Below are 22,270 nucleotides of genomic sequence, written 5' to 3'. Positions count from 1 at the left end.
TTTCAATTAAATTAATTGACAATCATTATCATATTATATAACGAATTTTCCACCCCCCCCTTTATTTTATGAAAGGAGCTCTACCTTTCCAATTATTCACATCCGATTTTTGGTTTCCCATAATTACAATTAAGTATTTTTTTCAAAAAAAATACTTAATTACTCCTTTTTGATTAATTCAGCACCCTCAAATTAAATGACATTAATTTATGCAATTAATACCTTTCATTCATTGCAATCTCTTCGAAAAATTATAATAGTTGTGGAATCTAATTAGCCTGTAATAAAACATATACTAGTAAATTCTGTACGATTGAATTTTATCAAAAAACCATTTTTTTGAGGTGCTTATTAGGAATAAATTCTAAATGAATTAAGCACACATAGATCTACTTATTTTTTTCTTTCTTTTCGACCAAAAAATATTAAATCCACACAATTAATTATTTAACACACAAGAACCGTGCAAAAATAAAATACTCAATCCTTCTATTTTCTTCACTCCCAACAAAACCAACTATCACAATCTTGATCCAAAAAAGCAAGAAATTTCATAATCTAATCGCTAATTCACTAACCCAATTTTAAATATAACTTCCCCAAAAATTATACTTTAGTTGTCCTTTTCGTACTCTTCAGAAGAAGAGCATCAATCATAAGTATTAAATAAATTTTACATACCAAACAGAAGCCACCCTGATTTGTCGGCAATAACACTAGTAGAACACTGCCAGAAAACACATCGGTGAAGTTACTATTTTTTTTATACAAAGTATAAAATATTTGAAAAATATAACTGCTAAATATATTTATTTATTGATTTTTTACTGTTATAATAAATATTAATATGTTTAGTTTAATTGATTTTTATTAAAAAATGATTAACTTAGGATATTATGTTATTTTTTCAAAATGAGACATATTAATCTTGAGGGGATGGGTGTAGCTCTCATTACTCCATTTAAGTCCGATGGTTATGTTGACTACTCTGCTTTATCTTGCTTAGTAGATTATCAGTTACAGAATGGTACAGATTATTTAGTTGTTCTGGGTACAACAGCAGAAACTTCTACGCTTACTTCTGAAGAACAAAAAAAAATCATCCAATTAGTTGTCTCTAAAATTAACGGAAAGATTCCTATTGTTATAGGTATAGGAGGAAACAATACACAAGAGGTAGTTCATAAGCTTCGTGTGGAAGAGTTTATAGGAGTTGATGCTATACTTTCAGTAGTTCCGTATTACAATAAACCTGCTCAAGAGGGAATATACCAGCATTATAAACATATTTCGGAAGCTACATCTTTACCTGTTATTCTTTATAATGTTCCAGGTAGAACAGGTGTAAATATGACTGCCGAAACTAGCTTACGTCTTGCTAATGAATTTGAAAACATAATTGCAATAAAAGAAGCTTCTGGGATAAAAGATCAAATAAATACAATTATTGAAAATAAACCTAACAATTTTCAGGTGATTTCCGGAGATGATAAACTTGCAGTATCTCTAATAGAAATAGGAGTAAGAGGTGTAATTTCAGTTATAGGAAATGTTTTTCCTAAGGAATTTAGTAAAGTGATACATTTTGCTTTAAATGGAGATAATAGTAATGCTTGTACTGTTAACAATCAATTTTCAGAATTATTCGAATTGTTATTCATAGAAGGCAATCCATCTGGTGTAAAAAGTATGCTAAATATAATGGGTTATATTGAAAATAAACTCCGTTTACCCTTAGTACCAGTCTCAAAAGCAATATATAAAAAAATACAGAAAGCTTTATTGATGTTCAGAACGCAATAAATCGTTAACTGTTTTTACAGGATTGAAAGTTTCTATTGGAACTTCCACGAGTACTGTATTCCAATCCGACATAGCTCCATTCCATAGGCCAGGTAACTCTAGTATTTTGAGTTGTTTCCCATTTTTTGATTTCAAAGAGACAAAACCAGTGTTTTTATTTACATACTTAAGTAAATCAAATCTTTTCCCTCTATAATTTTTTAAGGAACAAACTAAATCTACAGGGTTAAAATGTGTTCCACTTTCAAATAAAGCTTTTTTTTCGAGATTTTTTAAATCTATTTGAGAATTTTCTAATATTTGCAAAGAAGTTGTACCATCTGGATTAACTGCTAAAAATGGACCACCTCCTGGTTCTCCTTCATTGCGCACCATCCCACAAACTCGCAAAGGACGATCTAATTTAGATTTAATATATAATACGAGTTCCCTCTCCTCTAATTTTTTAGTTTCTGAATTTTTGATACACAAATCATTTTGAAGAAAAAGTAACATTTCTAACAAATTTTCATGTATATGTTTTCCGGAATCAATTAAATTTAGATAATTGAATATTTTTTGTTGATAGGTTATTAATACACCAGCAAGTAATTGTTTATATCGGATAGTTGTTGCTTTAAATGAATCGGGAACAACATTATCTATATTTTTTATAAAAACAATGTCAGCAACGATATTATTTAAATTTTCAATTAATGCTCCATGTCCTCCTGGACAGAATATTAATCCATTTTTGTCACGAAAAGGACGATTTTCTTCATCTACAGCTAGAGTATCAGTAGATGACTTTTGCTCACTAAAATTTACATAATATTTCACATTAAACAGACGAGTATAAATATCAATTTTTCCTCTAAGGAAAGATTCAAAAAAAAATTGGTATCCAGGTGGAATAGTAAAATGTACTCTTACCTCTCTATCCTTGTTCCCTGCATAAAAAGCTCCTTCTACTAAATGCTCTTCCATTGCTGTACGATAACCATTGGAGCTAACATGAAAAAGTATCAACCCTTTAGGAAGTTGTCCATAATTAAGCCCCCATTCAAAAAGTAAATTTTCAACAATAATTTTATAATTGTTATCAGTTATCAATTCAGCTATTGATTTCCCTTTATTAGTAGTACAGATTTGGTTTAAATCTTCATAAAAGGCAAAACGACGAATTTCAGAAAAAAATTTTTGTTCAAAATCAGTAGTTGGGACAGCATACTTGGATGATAGAAATTTAAATAAATTTTTAAACATTCGACTGGCACTTCCTGAAGCTGGAACAAATTTGACTATTATTTTACTTTGATCTAGATAAGAAAACCACGCATTTGTGTAAATTTGTTTTTCTTTATCAGATATAGCTTTTATTTCTCTGTTTATAGAAGCTGATGCAACAATAGGTAGATAAGGAGGCTCTTTTCGGAAACATTCTAATTGTTCTCTAATTTGGTAAATGGATATACCTTTAGACTCAATTTGTTTGATATCTGCCTGCGAAAACATAATTTTTCATTATCTACATTCTTATATACAGCAACAACTACTTTAGCATTGAAAGCTACGAAGATAAACTCTCATTCGATATTTTACAAGTAAATTTTAGATATTTTTTTTACTTTTACTTTTATACGATTATACATTTATACATCGATAATGCAATAATTCAGAATTAATTTTCGTTTAGAATTTAAACATTAAAAATTATGATACAAAAGGAACAGTTTGAAAATATAATAGCCATTTGTCGTAATTTATTTAAAAATAAACTCAAAGATTACGGTGCTTCTTGGCGTATAATGCGTACGCAGTCTATTGCCGATCAAATTTTTATAAAAGCTAAACGTATTCGTAACATAGAAACAAAAAAATGTTATATGGTAAACGAAACTATAGAGGATGACTTTATAGCAATTGTCAATTATGGGATTATTGGATTAATTCAATTGGAGATGGGATTTTCTGATACAGTGGATATTCACAATGAACAGGCGTTGAATTTATATAATAAATATATTGTTGAAACGCAAAGGTTGATAATTGAAAAAAATCATGATTATGATGAAGCTTGGAAAAATATGCGTACAAGTTCTTATACTGACTTCATTTTGACAAAAACCTTCCGTATCAAAAAAATAGAGGAAAATGAAGGTGAAACTTTGGTATCAGAGGGAGTATATACAAATTATATGGATATAATCAATTATGCGCTATTTGCACTAATTAAATCCGGATCATGAAGAAACAATTATGATTAAGATGAAGTATTGAAGAATACATATCATAATAATATTATGACATGCATTATTTCCGCTATTATAAATTAATAATAGTAGAAATAAGATAGATAGATAGATAGATAGATAGATAGATAGATAGATAGATAGATAGATAGTATAGCTCCTTATACCATTTTAAAAAAAACCTAGATCTGGAGTTCTCTTTTATTAATTATGAAATAGAATATTTCATTAATTTTTCAAATTTTGGATATTTATTATCTCTTATTTATGTTTGGATAATTGTTCAAGAACGAAAACTTCATTGCAAAAGATAATTCTTAAATTCGAAGAAATTCTTCTCTAACTTAACTTTTTGTTTTTTACCTATAATAAAAGCTTGTAGTTTGATTGGAATATCTATATTAATTCCTAATATACTATCTACAGTACTTTTAAATTTAGCAGGATGCGCAGTTTCTAAAAAAAGACCACCTTTATCAATATTAAGGGATTCATCTATCAATGCTTGATAGGCAATAGCTCCGTGAGGATCAAGTATATAGTTATATTGATCATATACATGTTTCATAATTTTGGCAATTGCTTTGTTATTGTAACTATATCCAGAAATTTGTTTAGTAATAAATCGGTGGGGATTAGGATAATTACTAAATAAATCTATAATACGTTTAAAATTGCTTGGATCACCCACATCCATGGCATTAGCATAAGTAGTAACAGAAGGTTTTGGAATATACATCCCTGTATTTAGATAATTAAGAAATACATTATTTTTATTATGAGCTGCAATGAAGTGTCTAATAGGTAATCCCATTTTTTGAGCTACTAATCCGGAACAAAGGTTCCCAAGATTTCCACACGGAACACTAACTACCAATTCTTTTGCTTTATTTATTTTGTCCAATTGAGCATAGGCGTAAAAATAATAAAAAGATTGAGGAAGAAAGCGTGCAATATTGATGGAATTTGCAGATGTCAATCGTTTCTTTTCATTTAGTTCTTTATCTATAAAAGCAGCTTTTACGAGAGCTTGACAATCATCAAAAGTTCCATCTATTTCTAATGCAAAAATATTTTTTCCTAATGTGGTAAATTGGGATTCTTGTATATCACTCACTTTATTTTTAGGATAGAGTACATATACGTTGATACCTTCTACTTCAAAGAATCCATTTGCCACAGCACTACCTGTATCTCCTGAAGTGGCAACCAATACATTTATATCCTTCACTTCTTCTTTTTCGATAAAGTACCTAAGTAAACGTGACATAAACCGAGCCCCTACATCTTTAAATGCCAATGTAGGTCCATGAAAAAGTTCAAGAGTATATATATTGCTATGTATTTTTACAACAGGCACTTCGAATTGAAGTGTTTCGTTTACAATATGCTCCAAGACATCTGCTTCTACATCACTACCAAAAAATGATTGTGCTACAATGTTTCCTATTTGTTGGAAGTTCATGTTTTTCATATTACTTATTATACGGCTATCTATCAAAGAAATATTTTCTGGCATATACAATCCCTTATCTCCCGCTAACCCATTGATTACTGCTTGTCCCAATGAAGCAAAAGGAGCTTGTTTACTCGTACTATAGTATTTCATTTTTTATTTTATTAATATTTTTCATTTACAGGGTTTAATACATTTCTTAGATCCAAACAGTTATTTGAAACTAAGTGATTATGATATTTTTTTGTCAAAAAAAATATCATAATCACTTAGTTTCAAATAAACAAGGAATTTCCAACACACCCTGCATCTTCTAGAACCTATCATACATATTTTGTATGAGCTAGACTTAACCCTTCCTCCATTTTAGATGACAAAAGACTTATGATTCAATCAACTATTTCAAAATTTAAATAATTCTTTAATAAAAGAATTACCTTTTATTATACCAAATGTCCCATCTTTCACAGAAAATTCATTAAACTCTTCAACAGAGTCCGGTTGATTCCCTTGTTTATAAATAAGAAAAGGAACAGGTTTATTAGTATGGGTACGGATAGCACAAGGGGTAGGATGATCAGGAAGAACACTGATAGTAACTAAATTACTGTATTGCTGTAAAGTCTCATAAATTGGGCGTACAACACGACTGTCTATATCTTCTATCGTTTTTACTTTTAACATAATATTCCCTTCATGTCCTGCTTCATCGCTGGCCTCTATATGGAGATAAACAAAATCGTTTGTTTTAAGTGCCTCTATAGCTGCTTTAACTTTTCCTTCGTAATTGGTATTGTAAAGCCCTGTAGCACCTTTAACATAAATATTTTCTAATCCTGCGTATATTCCAATACCATGAATTAGATCTACAGCTGATATTACAACACCTTTTTTTAATCCATACATTTTTTGCAATGTTTCCATTGCTGGTCTGTATCCTGGAGACCATGGCCAAATACTGTTAGCAGGATCTTTACCCGCAATTGATCGTTGCTGATTTATTGGATGATTTCTTAATATCTCTTGCGAATGAAGTATCATATTGTTTATCAAAATAGCCGTTTCTTCAGCTTCTGGTTTTGTTGCTTGTATCATCAATGAATGGAAATAATGTAATGGCACATCGTGCGGAGGAATACATTTTAAATATTTATTTCCACCTTTAATTAATAGAAGATGACGATATGAAACGCCTGTGTGAAATTTTACCTGTTTTGAGCCTAATTCTCTATTTAAGTATTGGATTAAAACATCTGCTTCTTCACTATTAATATGTCCAGCCGAATGATTTTTTATTAAATTATCAGATATACATATTAAATTACAACGCATTGCTAATTCGTCAGGTTGCAACGTAACACCCAAGCTTGCAGCTTCTAATACACCACGCCCTTCATATACTTGAGTTAAATCGTATCCCAGTATAGAAAGATTGGCTACTTCACTCCCTGGATGAAATCCATCAGGTATTGTTTGTAATCTTCCTGTAATACCTTGTTTTGCCAACTTATCCATATAAGGTGTATAAGCATATTGTAAGGGTGTTTTTCCTCCCAACATATCTATCGGTTCATCTGCCATTCCATCTCCCAATATAATAATGCTTTTCATAGTTTAAATACGATTTAATTACATGTACATAAGTTCTGCTATTCCATAACTGGCTTCATACTTCCTGTACTTTAATATAGTTAAAACTATTACATATGAATTTTGTGTTAGGACGCTAGATTAAACGACAACTATTACATTTTCAATAAAAACGTAATTACTAATAAAAGTATTCATATTTTTTTATTCTTATTATTTAGTAAAGTTTTTTAACGTATGTTTGCTATGGAAATGATATCTGAAAATACTCCTGCAGCAGTTACGTCATCACCCGCTCCATAACCTTTAATAACTATTGGGTAGTCATTATACCTCTTAGTAGATATCATAATAATGTTGTTACTCCCTTCTAATTCATAGAAGGGATGATGACTATCTACCTCTTGCAATCCAATTTCACATCTACCTTTTTCCATTTTTGCAACTAATCGAATTCGTTTTTTTTCAAACTCTACTCGTTGTCTCCTATTTTCAAATTCTGCGTCTAATTCTCTAATATTTTTCCAAAAATCATCTAGTGAACCTCTAAAATATTTTTCAGGAATGAATAGGTTAATTTTAACATCTTCTTGTTCTATTTTGTACCCAGCTTCACGTGTGAGAATAACAAGTTTACGAATTACATCGCTACCATTTAAATCTATACGAGGATCTGGTTCAGCATAGTGAGCTTCTTCTGCCATACGGATAGCTTTACTAAATGGAATTTCTAAACTCAAAGTATTGAAGATAAAATTAAGAGTTCCAGACAAAACAGCTTCCATTCGTAGAATACGATCACCACTATTTATCAAATTATTTATAGTATTAATTATTGGAAGACCAGCGCCTACATTTGTTTCAAACAGAAATTTCACGTCTCGCTGACGAGCCGTTTCTTTCAAATTTAAATAATCAGTATATCTAGATGATGTTGCAATTTTATTTGATGTAACTACCGAAATATTGTTTTTTAACAAAGGTACATAAAGATTTGCAATGTCTTTGCTAGCAGTACAGTCTACAAATACAGAATTGTATATATTTAATTCTAAAATTTCTTTGCACAAATAATTAGGGAAATTATCTTTTCCTTTTTCTTTTAATTCTGATATACAAGTACTAATGTTAAGTCCATCTCGACAAAATAAACATTTCTTGGAATTAGCAATACCCACCAAACGTAAATTTAGACTATTTTGCTCCATTAAAGTTATTTGCTGTGTGCGAATTTGATCCAATAATTTCCCACCTACTGTTCCTAAACCTATAATAAAAAGATTTAGTACTTTATATTCAGACAGAAAAAAAGAATCATGAATAGAATTAAGAGCTTTACGTAAATATTGTAATTTGATAACAAAAGAAATATTGGTTTCTGAAGCACCTTGAGCACAAGCAATTACACTGATACCTGCACGTCCCAATGTTCCAAATAGTTTACCAGCAATACCCGGCGTCCGTTTCATATTGTCACCTACAATAGCAACAGTAGCCAATTCTTTTTCAGCTTTTATAGCACTTATCTCACCATGTTCAAGCTCTAATACAAATTCTTCTTTTAATGCCTTTACAGAAAGATACGCATCTACATTTCGAACAGCGAAAGAAGTATTATTTTCTGAACTTGCCTGAGATATCATAAATACACTGATGCCATTATTGGCTAATGTTTTAAATATTCTATAATTAATACCAATAATACCTACCATTCCCAAACCTTGCACAGTAATCAAACACGTGTCATCGATAGATGATATCCCTTTTATTAAAGATTTACTAACAGTTATTTTTTTTTTATTAGAAATAAAAGTACCTGATGTACTTAAATTGAATGTATTAAGAATTCGTATTGGAATATTTTTATGATATACAGGGTAAATTGTAGGTGGATAAATTACCTTAGCTCCATAATTACACAGTTCTATTGCTTCATTAAATGTAAGATGTTCTATTACATAAGTAGAACTGATTATTTTTGGGTCAGCAGTCATGAAACCGTCTACATCTGTCCATATTTCCAAGATGGAAGCATCAAGGGCTGCAGCCAGAATAGATGCTGTATAATCTGACCCTCCACGTCCTAAATTAGTTATTTCGTTAGTTTCTTTATCAGAAGAAATAAAGCCTGGAACTAACGATATTTTTGGAAATGAGGTGAAAATACTCTTGATTAACTGATTTGTTAATTCAAAATCTACGATGTGTTTGTCAAAATGTTTTTCTGTTTTAATAAATCTTCGAGAATCAAATAGTTGAGCATCTTTTATTACGTATAATAAAATTAGAGAGGATATACGTTCTCCGTAACTTACGATTGCATCAGAAGTCTTAATTGACAAATCCTTAATCAGATACACTCCTTTAAATATATTAAGCAATTCGTTTACTAAATTTATTACTCCATTCTGCGCTGAAGTACAGAGTTGTGGACAAGGAATTACTTCTTTAATAAGCTCCAAATGTCGGATAGCTATTTTAGATAATTTTTCTTCATATTCATCATTACCCAATGAAGCTATTTTAGATATATTTATCAATTGATCTGTAATACCTCCTAAAGCAGATAAAACTACTATAACCGGCTCGTTTGTTTCTTCTATTATTTTTTTTACATTCAAGATACTTCGTTTACACCCTATGGAGGTCCCTCCAAACTTCAATACTTTCATATTTGCTGTTCAATTTTGATTTACAATTATAAAGACAATTGGCTTTCCTCCCTTGATAATTAATTTTCCTGATTGATTGATGAAAATATTGTTTAGGGATTAAGATGATATAACAAAATTCAACTATTCAAGACAACTCACAAAACAATTTGCAAATTTAGGTATTGTTTTTGAACATACAATTATTGAACTCAACAAATGAGATTTTATTTTTAGTTACTTTTTTTGCCTCAACTACTGTTCCATTATCTAGCTTTATTTATGGAATAATAAATGATTCCAACACAATTTTCAGAAAATTAACACAACAATTTTACGTTTTCTAATTAAAATGGAAGATTTGTCTTGATTCGTTTATATACAGCTTTTCCAAAAAAAGGATAAATATTTTAAATATTTCTTTTACAGCTATTTACAGAATTTTAAAATAATCAATCTAGAATATTTTCCAGAATTTCAGATAATACTAAAATATTCTACATACAAATTTGGAAGGCAATATGAAAAATATTTATCCATTGAAAAATTGTCTATAAATTTAACAAAAACGCAATGAATATTTAGCTGACTTACTGAATTCGCGTAAAATTTTCAAAATAAACTTGCTCAATCTCTTACTATTCTGAAACATTAATTTTAAAAGACAGTTGAAAATTAGCCAATACTTTGTCATTTGACTAGTACAAAAAATAAGCTGAAAATATTAGTTGAATATTATTTCGGTAAGTATTTTTTTAGATGATTTTCTTAAAATATTCTAAAAAAGTGAGATGTAATATGAAATATTTTTTTGAAATACTCTTCAAGCAATGCTATAACACGATAGTTGAGTTGGAAAAAAGCTGTGCAAAATTTATCAAAAAAATTACAGTAACATACAAATGACTAGAGAAGAATATTTTTTTTGTTCAAAAAATACAATTCATGAATAAAATAAAAAAGTAAAATAAAACTTATGAGTTTCAGGTATTACTTCTTTTTGTTAATGTTAGGTACCAATGATGTTAATCTATTATAGTTATTTTATTGAATGAATATATAAATAATTTGTTACATCTCTGGGAAAAACAGCTATTACTATTCTCTGAACCAGCAAATAAATGAATTTTGAAAGAAATTATACTAAAATTTTACTCTATTATAAAACTTGGAAGATTTATGAGACTATGTACGTATAATCAATGTGACATTATGTATGTCACATTGATTATACGTGAGAAACTTTTATTAGTTCAGTATATTTTCAATTCTATGCTTAGATCTATGAAATACGAAAAAGTTGTCAATAAAATTTTCACGAAAATAAAATGGGAAAAATTACTCTTTTAAGCCTAGGATAGAATTAAAAGAGTAGGGTAGAGGAGCTTTATTCAAAGTAAGATGGATGTCTCTGAACTTTTGTCTATTCTAGATATACAAGCAAGCATCATACTCATTCCTGTGTATGAGTATGATGGAAAATCATGAGAGAAACAAAAGTTTACAAAATAACATAACGATGATAATAAATCCCTATCCAGGTAGAATGACACAAAGCTTATCCAATCTAGAATCATCTAAATTACAAATCTACACATAGAGTTAGTTTAATAGATTAGACAATCAGAGAAAGCATAAGCTACTAAGGGACAAAGAGAACTACCCGATTATAGTCTCCTTATTTTCCTATTTTGAAGTTATTTTTCTTTTCATAGATACACTTACTAACTCTATCAGAATATTCATCCACAAGAGTTGCTACTCCCTTGCTATGATCCTTATCTTCATAGATATCTTTATACATCATCCTCAATATATCAATTGAAAGACCACCCTTTATTTGTCCTTCAAACACTGTGATATAATGAGCTAAACTCACTACATTCTTTATTTTCTCTGTTGGACTTACTCTAAGTCTATTTGTTAAAAAACCAATATAATGTTGAGCATTCTCCCTAGATGAATAAAGTTCCATAATTTCACTGAGAGACGTTCTATTCAAATCATAATATATCAGGAGCACAACACCAAATCCTGCAATAGCTCCGTCTTCGAGTGTATCAAAAATTGCAACCCCATTCTCTTCTTTTAGATACCCATGCCTTACTTTAACGAAATCACTCCCCTTAACATTAAATGGATTGTTTCGTTCATTTTGTAAAATTCCCGTAATTTTCAACATAACAAATAAAATTTAATTTTTATTAATTCTCAAATTCATGCACAATTATTCACTTAAAAAATTTGCATTATATTTTATCTTTCACAAATATTTTAGATTATTTCATTATTAAATCGAGTCTTTTAAAGTCTAAATCTTACTATGTAGATTACTGTCAACTTTTTAAGTTTGCATTCCCCAAGTTCCAAGTGCAAAGATACTTAAATTAAACAGTTTTTTTATTATAAAGCAGTCAATTTATAAGCCGGATTCTGTTGCCTAATAACTCAGACAAACTGTCATTTATCTAGATTTAATGTTTCCATTAAATTCAAGCGATCTACCCCCCGACATCGGACGAGTAGTCCTAAATAGGCGTCGGTATACACGACCTTGCAACCCCCAAGTAGTACAGACTTTTTGCATTTCTGCAAAAACTGGTAAGCTCTTACCTCACCTTCTCACCCTTACCTTAAAAAATTTAAAAGGCGGTTATTTTCTTCTACTTAAACTCTATTCTTGCAAATAGCTATCTGTTAGATAGTAAGGTACTCTACGTTGTCCAGACTTTCCTCTTTTCAATAATGTAAAGAAAAGCGACAGTTAAATTAACTACTTTATAGTAATGAATGTACGAAACATATATAATATATACAAACATTTAGATACGTAAACAAATTCGATTAATTATTTTTATATATAGAAAAATAAAAATATATAATGTATTAAAAATCAGTATGATATATATTAATAATTAAACTTTCAATCTAAATATTTATTGTAATTTATATATTATTAATTACGTGAATTACAGTAAATATATTATTTATAATAATATATTTACTGATAATCAATATATTAGCTTAATTTATTAAATTGATAAATTAAGCTAATATAGTACGCATAGATATTGCAAACCATAGAAACATCTACAAATGCAAAGTATACATTTGTCTGTAATTTTATATACATTTGTCTGTAATTTTATATACATTTGTCTGTAATTTTATATACATTTGTCTGTAATTTTATATACATTTGTCTGTAATTTTATATACATTTGTCTGTAATTTTATATACATTTGTCTGTAATTTTATATACATTTGTCTGTAATTTTATATACATTTGTCTGTAATTTGTTTATATGATAAAAGATGAATTTGGGAACAGAATTAAAATACTAATGGAAAAGGAAAACATTAGCCTTACATCTTTTGCTAATGAAATAGGTATTACCCTAGGAGGATTGAATCATATTTTAGCTGGAAGGAATAAACCAAGGTATGATATGTTAATAAAAATTATTAGTAAATATAGGAATATAAGTTTGGATTGGTTGATGCTGGGTTGTCTACCTATGTACAAAAAAGAGGATTCAATTTTGCCTCCTACAACAAAATTAACTTCATTTAATACAAGTTCTTTGAAGAATATTAGTGAACCAAAAAAACCACCAATTGAATCTTTTAAGTCCTTCGTAGGAGAACTTTCTATATCTGAAGCTATCGAAGAAATAAGGATTTTTTTTAAAAATAGAACTTATTTAGTATTAAAACCAGAAAAATAAACATAATAAACATTATCCATCCAATTTTAATTTAATTCCAACAAATTCGTATAAATAAATTTATGAATAAATACATATCAGATTGGAAAATCAAAGAAAATATACTTCTAAATAGCAATTATTTTTTGCTAAAATTAGTTTCAACAAAGTTTTTGCCAGAAATTTTACCAGGTCAATTTGTTCAAATTAAAGTAAAAAATTTGGAAAATGTATTTTTGCGCAGACCTATTTCAATTCACTACGTGGATAGAAAAAACAACGAAATTTGGTTATTGATCCAAATTGTAGGAAAAGGAACTCGTAAATTATCTGAAATACAACCAAATAAATATCTAAATTTAATTTATCCTTTAGGAAATGGTTTTACTATTTTTTCTAACTTGGATAAAGATAAAAAATTACTCTTGATTGGTGGAGGAGTAGGTATTTCTCCTTTACTATATTTGGGGTCTTATTTAAGAGATAGAAATCTCAACCCCACTTTCTTGCTTGGGGCAAAAACAAAAAATGATCTACTTCAATTATCTGAATTTCAAAAATTCGGAACTGTACATATCACTACTGAAAATGGGATGTTTGGAGAAAAAGGGTTTGTAACCAATCATTCTTCACTATTTACAACATATGCTGATTTTATTTATTCTTGTGGATCCAGACCAATGATGCTTGCTGTAGCTCGATATGCGAAACAGCGCAATATACCTTGTGAAGTTTCTCTTGAGAATTATATGGCTTGCGGGTTTGGAGTCTGCCTTTGTTGTGTTGAAAACACAACAAAAGGGAATATCTGTGTATGTAAAAAAGGTCCAATATTTAACATAGACCAATTAAAATGGCAGATCTGAATATCAATATAGGCAAATTAAAATTTAAAAATCCAGTACTAACAGCTTCCGGAACATTCGGCTATGGAATAGAATACTCAGATTTTGTAGATTTATCTCAAATAGGTGGAATATTCATAAAAGGGATAACCACTTATCATAGAGAAGGTAATGATTATCCAAGAATGGTTGAAACATCTTCAGGAATGTTAAATTCTGTAGGTTTGCAAAATAAAGGAATAGATCATTTTATTAATGATATTTATCCAAGAATTAAAAATATAGATACCAACATAGTAGTAAATATTGGTGGTTTAACTGTTGAAGATTACGTTACTTGTTCAGAAAAAATTAATGAATTAGATAAAATTCTTGCTATTGAATTGAATATTTCTTGTCCTAATATAAAACAGGGGGGGATGACTTTTGGGACCAGCCCTTCTAATGCTTCAAAGGTTGTTAATGCTGTTAGGAAAGTGTATCGTAAAACATTAATAGTTAAACTATCTCCAAATGTAACAGATATTACTGAAATTGCTAAAGCTGTTGAGGAAGTAGGAGCTGATGCTATTTCTCTAATCAACACGCTAATAGGAATGGCAATCGACATTAAGAAAAAGAAACCAATATTATCTACGATTACAGGAGGATTATCCGGTCCTTGCATTAAACCAATCGCCTTACGAATGGTTTATCAAACTTATAGAGCTGTGAAAATTCCTATCATTGGGTTGGGAGGAATATCTAATTCCGAAGATGCCATCGCATTTATTTTAGCAGGAGCTACTGCTATACAAATAGGTACTTACAATTTTATTGATCCTACAATTTCTCTGAAAGTGGTGAGTGAAATAAACAAATATTTAGACAAAAATCGACTCAAATCAGTAAAAGAATTAATAGGAACATTAATAATTTGACAAGTATACCCAACCAAGCGCATCTATACATACATTAGTACTTGGATGAGATTTTATTATATCTTTTAATAACTAATTGATTTTATTGGATGAAAATTCCACTACATCGTCACGCTTAGTATGACATATACTAAACTCTTCAAAAAGTTAAAAAAACAGAGACATCTTTTGAAGATACAGATATATTTACTGATAGCATCTTTATTCAAATCAGCAACTAAAATAGTTGATCACTGATAAAAGTACATAAATATTTCACGGAAATTAAATGACACATTTCGAACAATATATTGTTAAAACAACAATAAAAGAACTTACTATTAAAGGAATTTTAAATATCTTTAGAAGATACACCATTAACACAAAGTACAAAAAAAAGATAAGTAATTTCAAACATTAGTGAAAATAAAAAATTTGAAAAATAAAACTATTCATACTAACACAATAGCAAACAACAAATACAATTTAACCTATTAAAATTCAACAAAAAAAATAAAACAAATAAAGGATTAATTACCTTATATCCACCATCATTAAAATTCTACAAGTCCTTATTTTTTGACAATTACTTCCTATTTAACTAATTTTATACATAACTTTTTTACAAAACAAAATTAGGATTATGTTTGAATATTTAGCCGATAAATTGGATCGATCTTTAAAATTACTAAAAGGAGAAGGGAAAATTACTGAAATTAATGTTGCTGAAACTATCAAAGATATTCGTAAAGCATTACTAAATGCAGATGTTAACTACAAAGTAGCCAAATCATTCACCGATACAGTTAAGAAAAAAGCATTAGGACAAGATGTACTTAAATCAATAAAACCGGGCGAGTTGATGGTGAAAATTGTTCACAATGAACTATCCGAATTAATGGGAAGTGCCACTTCTGAATTGGACTTATCCAGCAAACCAACAGTCATTCTAATGTCTGGCTTGCAAGGTTCAGGTAAAACAACCTTTTGTTGCAAGTTAGCAAAAATGCTAAAAGATAAAAAAAACAAAAATCCACTTTTAGTTGCCAATGATATTTATCGTCCAGCTGCAATAGAACAGCTAAAAATTTTAGGTAATCAGATCGGTGTGTCTGTTTATTTAGAGTCTAACAACAAAAAACCGGTGCAAATTGCTCAAAATGCTATTAAACAAGCCAAACAAAATGGAAACGATGTAGTGATAATAGATACAGCAGGACGTTTAGCTATAAACCAACAGATGATGGAAGAGATTACATCTATCAAAAAAGCTATTAATCCTGATGAAATATTATTTGTAGTGGATTCTATGACCGGACAAGATGCTGTAAATATAGCAAAAGAGTTTAATAGTCGTTTGAATTTTAGCGGAGTTGTTCTTACTAAATTGGATGGAGACATGAGAGGTGGAGCTGCTTTATCTATTCGTAGAATTGTTAATAAACCTATCAAATTTGTAAGCAAAGGAGAAAGAATGGAAACAATTGATGTTTTTCATCCAAAACGTATGGCTGACCGTATCTTAGGTATGGGAGATATAGTTTCTCTAGTAGAAAAAGTACAAGAACAATACGATGAAAAACTTTCTAAATATTTGCAAAAAAAAATCGCTAAAAACAAATTCGATTTCAACGATTTTCTTACTCAAATAAAACAAATTAAAAAAATAGGAAATTTAAAAGATTTGGTTTCCATGATTCCTGGTATTAGTAAAATGATAAAAAATATAGATATTAATGATAATTCTTTCAAAAAGATTGAAGCAATTATTTATTCTATGACACCTACCGAAAGAGCTAATCCGTCTATTTTAAATGTAAGTCGAAAAAATCGTATAGCCAAAGGTAGTGGAAGAGGAATGTCAGAACTAAATCAATTACTCAAACAGTTTGACCAAATTCGAAAAATGATGAAAACGAAGACTATTCAAAATTCATTAAATAAAACATTCCAACACAAATAAAAATGATATAATGAATATCTCATATAATTGGTTAAAAGATTATCTCTCATTTGACCTATTTCCTAATCAATTGGCAAATGTTTTGACTTCCATTGGTTTAGAAACAAGTAGTATAAAAAAGGTAGAAGCTATTAGAGGTGGATTAAAAGGATTAATTATTGGGCAAGTACTTACATGTAAAAAACATCCTAATTCTGACTATTTACATATTACAACTGTTGATTTAGGTATGAATAATCAACAACAAATTGTATGTGGGGCACCTAATGTAGGTGTTGGTCAAAAAGTGGTAGTAGCAACTGTTGGTACTACTCTATATTTTGGTGACAAAACTTTCACTATCAAAAAATCCAAAATTAGAGGTATTGAATCTAATGGGATGATTTGTTCCGAAAATGAAATAGGTATTGGATCAAGTTATGATCAAATTATTGTTCTTCCTGAAAGCACCAAAATTGGTATTTCTGCAAATGAATATTATCACTTAGAAAGTGATTACATTTTGGAAATAGATATTACTCCTAATCGTATAGATGCAGCTTCTCACTATGGAGTTGCCCGTGATTTAGCTGCTTATTTGTCTTTTAATCATTCCCAATCAGTTGTTCATAATTTTAATATAGATGCTTTTAAAATAGAAGATACAACACCAGCAGTTATTGTTAAAGTTGAAGATGCTTTAGCTTGCCCTCGTTATACTGGAATTACTATCAAAAATGTACAAGTAAAAGAAAGCCCTCAATGGATAAAAAGACGTCTGGAAGCTATTGGAGTACGTCCTATCAATAATGTTATAGACATTACTAATTATATTTTATACGAAATAGGCCAACCTCTTCATGCTTTTGATCTAAAAGCAATTAAGGATAACAAAATTTTTATTAAAACATTACCAAAAAGGACACCTTTTATAACACTAGACGGCGTAAAAAGATTACTTTCTGATAAAGACTTGATGATTTGTAGTGATAGGAAAGGTATGTGCATTGGTGGAGTCCTAGGTGGATTAAGTTCTAGCGTGACAACATCTACAAAAGACATATTCCTTGAATCGGCTTATTTCAACCCAACTTACATTCGCAAAACTACTCGTTTTCACGGACTAAATACAAAAGCTTCATTTTATTTTGAACGTGGAATCGACCCTAATAATACTTTATATGCATTGAAACGAGCTGCACTTTTAATTAAAGAAATTGCTGGTGGAATTATTACCGGAGAAGTACAAGATATCTATCCAAATAAAATTACCAACCGAATTGTGGAATTGGATATTCACAAAGTTAATAATTTGATAGGAAAAAATATACCAAAAAAAGATATAGAAATTATTTTCAAAAGTCTTGAAATAACTATTTTAGGTAAGAAAAATTATACATGGAAATTATGTATTCCTACTTATCGTGTAGATATTACACGCGATGTAGATGTTATTGAAGAAATTCTTCGCATCTATGGATATAATAATGTAGAAATAAAAAAAGAAATAAAATCCACATTTTCTTTTCAGACCTTTACAGATAAAAGCCACGAATTACAGAATCTCATATCGGAACAACTTATAGGGAAAGGATTTAATGAAATTTTAAACAATTCACTTACTTCTGATACTTATTATGATGGGTTAACTTTCTTTCAAAAAGAAAAATGTATATCACTGTATAATCCATTAAGTTCTGATTTGAACGTAATGCGTCAAACGTTGTTATTTGGAGGATTAGAATCTATTAAATACAATTGTAACCGTAAAAATTCAGATTTGAAACTTTACGAATTTGGGAATACTTATTTTTATTCCTCCAAAAGAAAAAAAGGAAATGATTCTTCACTCTCTGTTAAAGAAAAAAAAAAATTAGCTTTGTGGATTACAGGTAATTCAATAGATGGAAATTGGGTACGCTCAACAGAAAAGTCTTCTATATATGAATTGAAATCTTATATAGAAAATATTCTATATCGATTAGGTATCAATCCAAAAAAAAATGTTTATACCTTGTGTGAAGATGATATTTTTTCATCTAATTTATCTATTAAAACACTTTCTGATAAACAATTAGGAGTCTTAGGAATTTTGAAAAAAAGTATTTGTAAAAAGTTCACTATTAACACAAAAGTCTATTTTGCTGAATTAAATTGGGATTTATTAATGGAAGAAACCAATAACATACGTATAAAACAAACTGATTTACCTAAATTTCCATTTGTAAAAAGGGACTTGTCATTATTACTCGATAAAAGTATTCTTTTTTCTGAAATAGAAAAAATTGCCTATCAAGTAGATAAAAAAATCTTAAGAGAAATAAAATTATTTGACGTATATGAAGGGAAAAATTTACCAGAAGGAAAAAAATCATATGCTGTAAGTTTTATTTTGCATGATGAAAAAAAAACACTAGACGACAAACAGATAGAAAATTTAATGAATCTTATTAAAAATAATATGGAAGAAAAACTTAATGCACAATTAAGATAACTCTAAAATAGTATGGGGAGAGCATTTGAATATAGGAAAGCAACAAAATTAAAACGATGGGGTAATATGGCTCGTGTATTTACTAAATTTTGTAGACAAATTACGATTTCCGTAAAAGAGGGTGGTACTAACCCAAATATTAATCCGCGCTTGCGAGTTTTAATACAACAAGCAAAAAAAGAAAATATGCCAAAAGAAAATGTGGAAAGAGCAATTAAAAAGGCTTTCTCTAAAGAGATGATAAAATATAAAGAGATAATTTATGAAGGGTATGGTCCTTACGGTATAGCCTTTATCATAGAAACAATAACAGACAATCCAACTCGAACAGTAGCCAATGTACGAAGTTATTTCAACAAATATGGTGGTTCACTAGGAACAAGTGGGAGTTTACAGTTTCTTTTTAGTCGTAAATGTGTATTCAAAATTACACATAAAAAAGAAATAGATTTGGAAGTATTAGAATTAAAATTAATTGATTTTGGAATAAATGGAGTTGAATTAGACAAAGAGGAAAATGCCATACTAATTTATGGAGAATTTCAGTCTTATTCAGTTATCCAAAAATATTTGGAAGAAAATGACTACGAAATTCTCTATGCTGAATTTGAACAAATTCCTAAGAACTACAAAGAAGTTACGAAAGAAGAGCGTATTTTACTCGAAAAGCTTTTCTTAAAATTTAAAGAAGATGAAGACGTACAAAATATCTTTCACAATATGAAGTAATCTAGTCATCTATTTTACCTTTATTAAGTTTTTCCCTGTCATCTCTTTAGGTTGTTCTAGTCCTAAAATATGAATAATAGAAGGTGCTACGTCAGATAATTTCCCAGACTCTACTTTTAAATTCCTATTTTTGGATACAAAAATAAATGGAACTGGATTCAGTGAATGAGCAGTATTAGGAGTTCCATCATTATTTAAAGCATAATCAGCGTTCCCATGATCGGCGATTATAATGACTTCATATCCATTAACTTTAGAAGCTTCAATAGTTTCTTTTAAGCATGCATCTACAGCTGATACGGCTTTTTTGATAGACTCATAGACGCCTGTATGTCCTACCATATCTCCGTTAGCATAATTAACCACAATAAAATCAAATTGTTGCGATTGAATCTCTTCTACCAACCTATTTTTAATTTCATAAATAGACATTTCAGGTTTTAAATCGTAAGTAGTTACTTTAGGAGAAGCTACTAAAATACGTTTTTCATTTTTATACGGTACTTCTCTACCTCCATTAAAAAAAAAAGTAACATGCGCATACTTTTCTGTTTCCGCAATATGAAGCTGCTTTAACCCCAAATTAGAAAGAAATTCTCCTAAAGTATTATCTACATGTTCTTTGTCAAAAATAACATGCACATTTTTAAATGTAGAATCATAAGGAGTCATTGTAAAATATTGAAGATCAGGAATAGTTGTCATCCCTTCCTCAGGCATATTTTGCTGAGTAAAGACAACCGTTAATTCTCTGGCTCGGTCGTTTCTATAATTAAAGAAAATTACTACATCTCCTTTTTCCACTAAAGCAACAGGATTTTCATTTTTTACATGAACAAGAGGTTTAATAAATTCATCTGTTATACCTTCTGAATAGGCTTGCTCTAAAGATTTTATTAAATCCTCAGTAGGTGTACCTATCCCCTTCACCAACAAATCATATGCTTCCTTTATTCGTTCCCAGTGTTTATCTCTGTCCATAGCATAATAACGCCCTACAATAGAGGCAATTTCTCCAACAGTTTGCTTTAAATGAATCCCTAATTTCCGAATAAATCCAAGTCCACTTTTGGGATCCGTATCTCTTCCATCCATAAAACAGTGTACAAAAACTTTATCTATACCATAAAATTTACTAATGTCTATCAATTTAAACAAATGTTCCAAACTACTATGAACACCTCCATCAGAAACTAAACCAATTAAATGTATTTTTTTATTATTTTCTCTAGCATATGAATATGCTTTTTGAATGGAGTGATTTTCAAGTATAGAATTATTTTGTATGGCAATATTAATTTTTACTAAATCCTGATAAACTATACGTCCAGCACCAATATTTAGATGGCCTACCTCCGAATTTCCCATTTGTCCTATAGGCAATCCCACATCTTCCCCTGATGCTTGCAACAGGGAGCTAGGATAATTTTCCAGCAGATAATCCCAATAAGGAGTTTCTGTACTGTATATCACATCCCTTTTAGTATGGTCACCACACCCCCATCCATCAAGAATGACTAAAAGTACTTTTTTTTTATCCATAAACCTCATATTTCGGAATTTTCTCAATATAAAATCGAAAAAATAAATATTTATTTCTACCAATTCTTAATATTTTTTTTCTAGTCTAGAACAAATACGCTACAATGTAACTTTAAAAATATTCATTATTTCAATAACTTCCTTCTAGATTTCAAATCAAAACCATAACAGAATTCTAATTGTGTATATAAAACCACTATGCTGCCAACCATAAATCTAACTCATTTAGATTTATTCTCATTACTTACTTTTCTCATGTTAAACTAAATCATATTCAAAATAAAATCCTATATAAACAAGTTAATTTATACTATTTAAGTACGCAAATACTTCTAACTTAGAAAGGAAATTATTTACTTCAAATATCATTATTAGGGAAA

The 22,270-nt window shown here is 29.3% G+C and carries 14 protein-coding genes and 1 other RNA gene; 8 read left to right on the top strand and 7 right to left on the bottom strand.

The window, feature by feature from the left end:
• Positions 1–912: 912 nt before the first annotated feature.
• Entirely contained in the window at positions 913–1,803 is an 891-nt protein-coding gene (gene dapA / locus ACZ5QM_RS03390; protein WP_464182656.1) for a 4-hydroxy-tetrahydrodipicolinate synthase, read from the top strand.
• Here the strand turns inward: dapA and ACZ5QM_RS03385 are convergent.
• Positions 1,780–3,297 (bottom strand): DUF4301 family protein, encoded by a 1,518-nt coding sequence (locus ACZ5QM_RS03385; protein ID WP_464182654.1) that lies wholly within the window; start codon positions 3,295–3,297, stop codon positions 1,780–1,782. The genes dapA and ACZ5QM_RS03385 overlap by 24 nt on opposite strands.
• A gap of 200 nt (positions 3,298–3,497) precedes the next feature.
• Here ACZ5QM_RS03385 and ACZ5QM_RS03380 point away from each other — a divergent pair, with 200 nt between their 5' ends.
• Positions 3,498–4,031, top strand: a complete 534-nt coding sequence (locus ACZ5QM_RS03380) for a DUF1599 domain-containing protein (protein ID WP_464182652.1) — start codon at positions 3,498–3,500, stop codon at positions 4,029–4,031.
• Between the two features lie 301 nt (positions 4,032–4,332).
• On the opposite strand, the gene thrC is transcribed toward ACZ5QM_RS03380, so the two are convergent.
• From thrC to rnpB, 5 genes are all read right to left on the bottom strand, one after another.
• Entirely contained in the window at positions 4,333–5,643 is a 1,311-nt protein-coding gene (gene thrC / locus ACZ5QM_RS03375) for a threonine synthase (protein ID WP_464182650.1), read from the bottom strand.
• Positions 5,644–5,892: 249 nt separating this feature from the next.
• Positions 5,893–7,101 (bottom strand): cofactor-independent phosphoglycerate mutase, encoded by a 1,209-nt coding sequence (locus ACZ5QM_RS03370; protein WP_464182649.1) that lies wholly within the window; start codon positions 7,099–7,101, stop codon positions 5,893–5,895.
• Between the two features lie 209 nt (positions 7,102–7,310).
• Positions 7,311–9,752 (bottom strand): bifunctional aspartate kinase/homoserine dehydrogenase I, encoded by a 2,442-nt coding sequence (gene thrA, locus ACZ5QM_RS03365; protein ID WP_464182647.1) that lies wholly within the window; start codon positions 9,750–9,752, stop codon positions 7,311–7,313.
• A 1,657-nt stretch (positions 9,753–11,409) separates the two neighbouring features.
• Positions 11,410–11,913 (bottom strand): hypothetical protein, encoded by a 504-nt coding sequence (locus ACZ5QM_RS03360; protein WP_464182646.1) that lies wholly within the window; start codon positions 11,911–11,913, stop codon positions 11,410–11,412.
• A 224-nt stretch (positions 11,914–12,137) separates the two neighbouring features.
• Positions 12,138–12,508: RNase P RNA component class A (gene rnpB / locus ACZ5QM_RS03355), an RNA gene on the bottom strand.
• A 568-nt stretch (positions 12,509–13,076) separates the two neighbouring features.
• On the opposite strand from rnpB, the gene ACZ5QM_RS03350 reads away from it, so the two are divergent.
• From ACZ5QM_RS03350 to ACZ5QM_RS03325, 6 genes are all read left to right on the top strand, one after another.
• Positions 13,077–13,460: a helix-turn-helix domain-containing protein gene (locus tag ACZ5QM_RS03350; protein ID WP_464182643.1), complete on the top strand. Its 384-nt coding sequence runs from the start codon at positions 13,077–13,079 to the stop codon at positions 13,458–13,460.
• Positions 13,461–13,522: 62 nt separating this feature from the next.
• Positions 13,523–14,305 carry a dihydroorotate dehydrogenase electron transfer subunit gene (locus ACZ5QM_RS03345; RefSeq protein WP_464182641.1) on the top strand — a complete coding sequence of 261 codons (783 nt, stop codon included), beginning with the start codon at positions 13,523–13,525 and terminating at the stop codon, positions 14,303–14,305.
• Positions 14,293–15,204, top strand: coding sequence for a dihydroorotate dehydrogenase (locus ACZ5QM_RS03340; protein WP_464182639.1), 912 nt, complete (start codon positions 14,293–14,295; stop codon positions 15,202–15,204). Before ACZ5QM_RS03345 ends, ACZ5QM_RS03340 begins: the two co-directional genes overlap by 13 nt.
• Before the next feature lie 622 nt (positions 15,205–15,826).
• Positions 15,827–17,146 (top strand): signal recognition particle protein, encoded by a 1,320-nt coding sequence (gene ffh, locus ACZ5QM_RS03335; protein ID WP_464182638.1) that lies wholly within the window; start codon positions 15,827–15,829, stop codon positions 17,144–17,146.
• Between the two features lie 10 nt (positions 17,147–17,156).
• Positions 17,157–19,619, top strand: a complete 2,463-nt coding sequence (pheT, locus tag ACZ5QM_RS03330; RefSeq protein WP_464182636.1) for a phenylalanine--tRNA ligase subunit beta — start codon at positions 17,157–17,159, stop codon at positions 19,617–19,619.
• Between the two features lie 12 nt (positions 19,620–19,631).
• A complete protein-coding gene (locus ACZ5QM_RS03325) occupies positions 19,632–20,348 on the top strand; it encodes a YebC/PmpR family DNA-binding transcriptional regulator (RefSeq protein WP_464182634.1) in 717 nt (238 codons plus the stop codon).
• Positions 20,349–20,357: 9 nt separating this feature from the next.
• On the opposite strand, the gene gpmI is transcribed toward ACZ5QM_RS03325, so the two are convergent.
• Positions 20,358–21,890: a 2,3-bisphosphoglycerate-independent phosphoglycerate mutase gene (gene gpmI, locus ACZ5QM_RS03320; RefSeq protein WP_464182633.1), complete on the bottom strand. Its 1,533-nt coding sequence runs from the start codon at positions 21,888–21,890 to the stop codon at positions 20,358–20,360.
• Between the last annotated feature and the right edge of the window lie 380 nt (positions 21,891–22,270).

This window comes from Azobacteroides sp. (SeqCode) (assembly GCF_055395615.1).
This window is presented reverse-complemented; position numbering and strand designations above follow the sequence as displayed.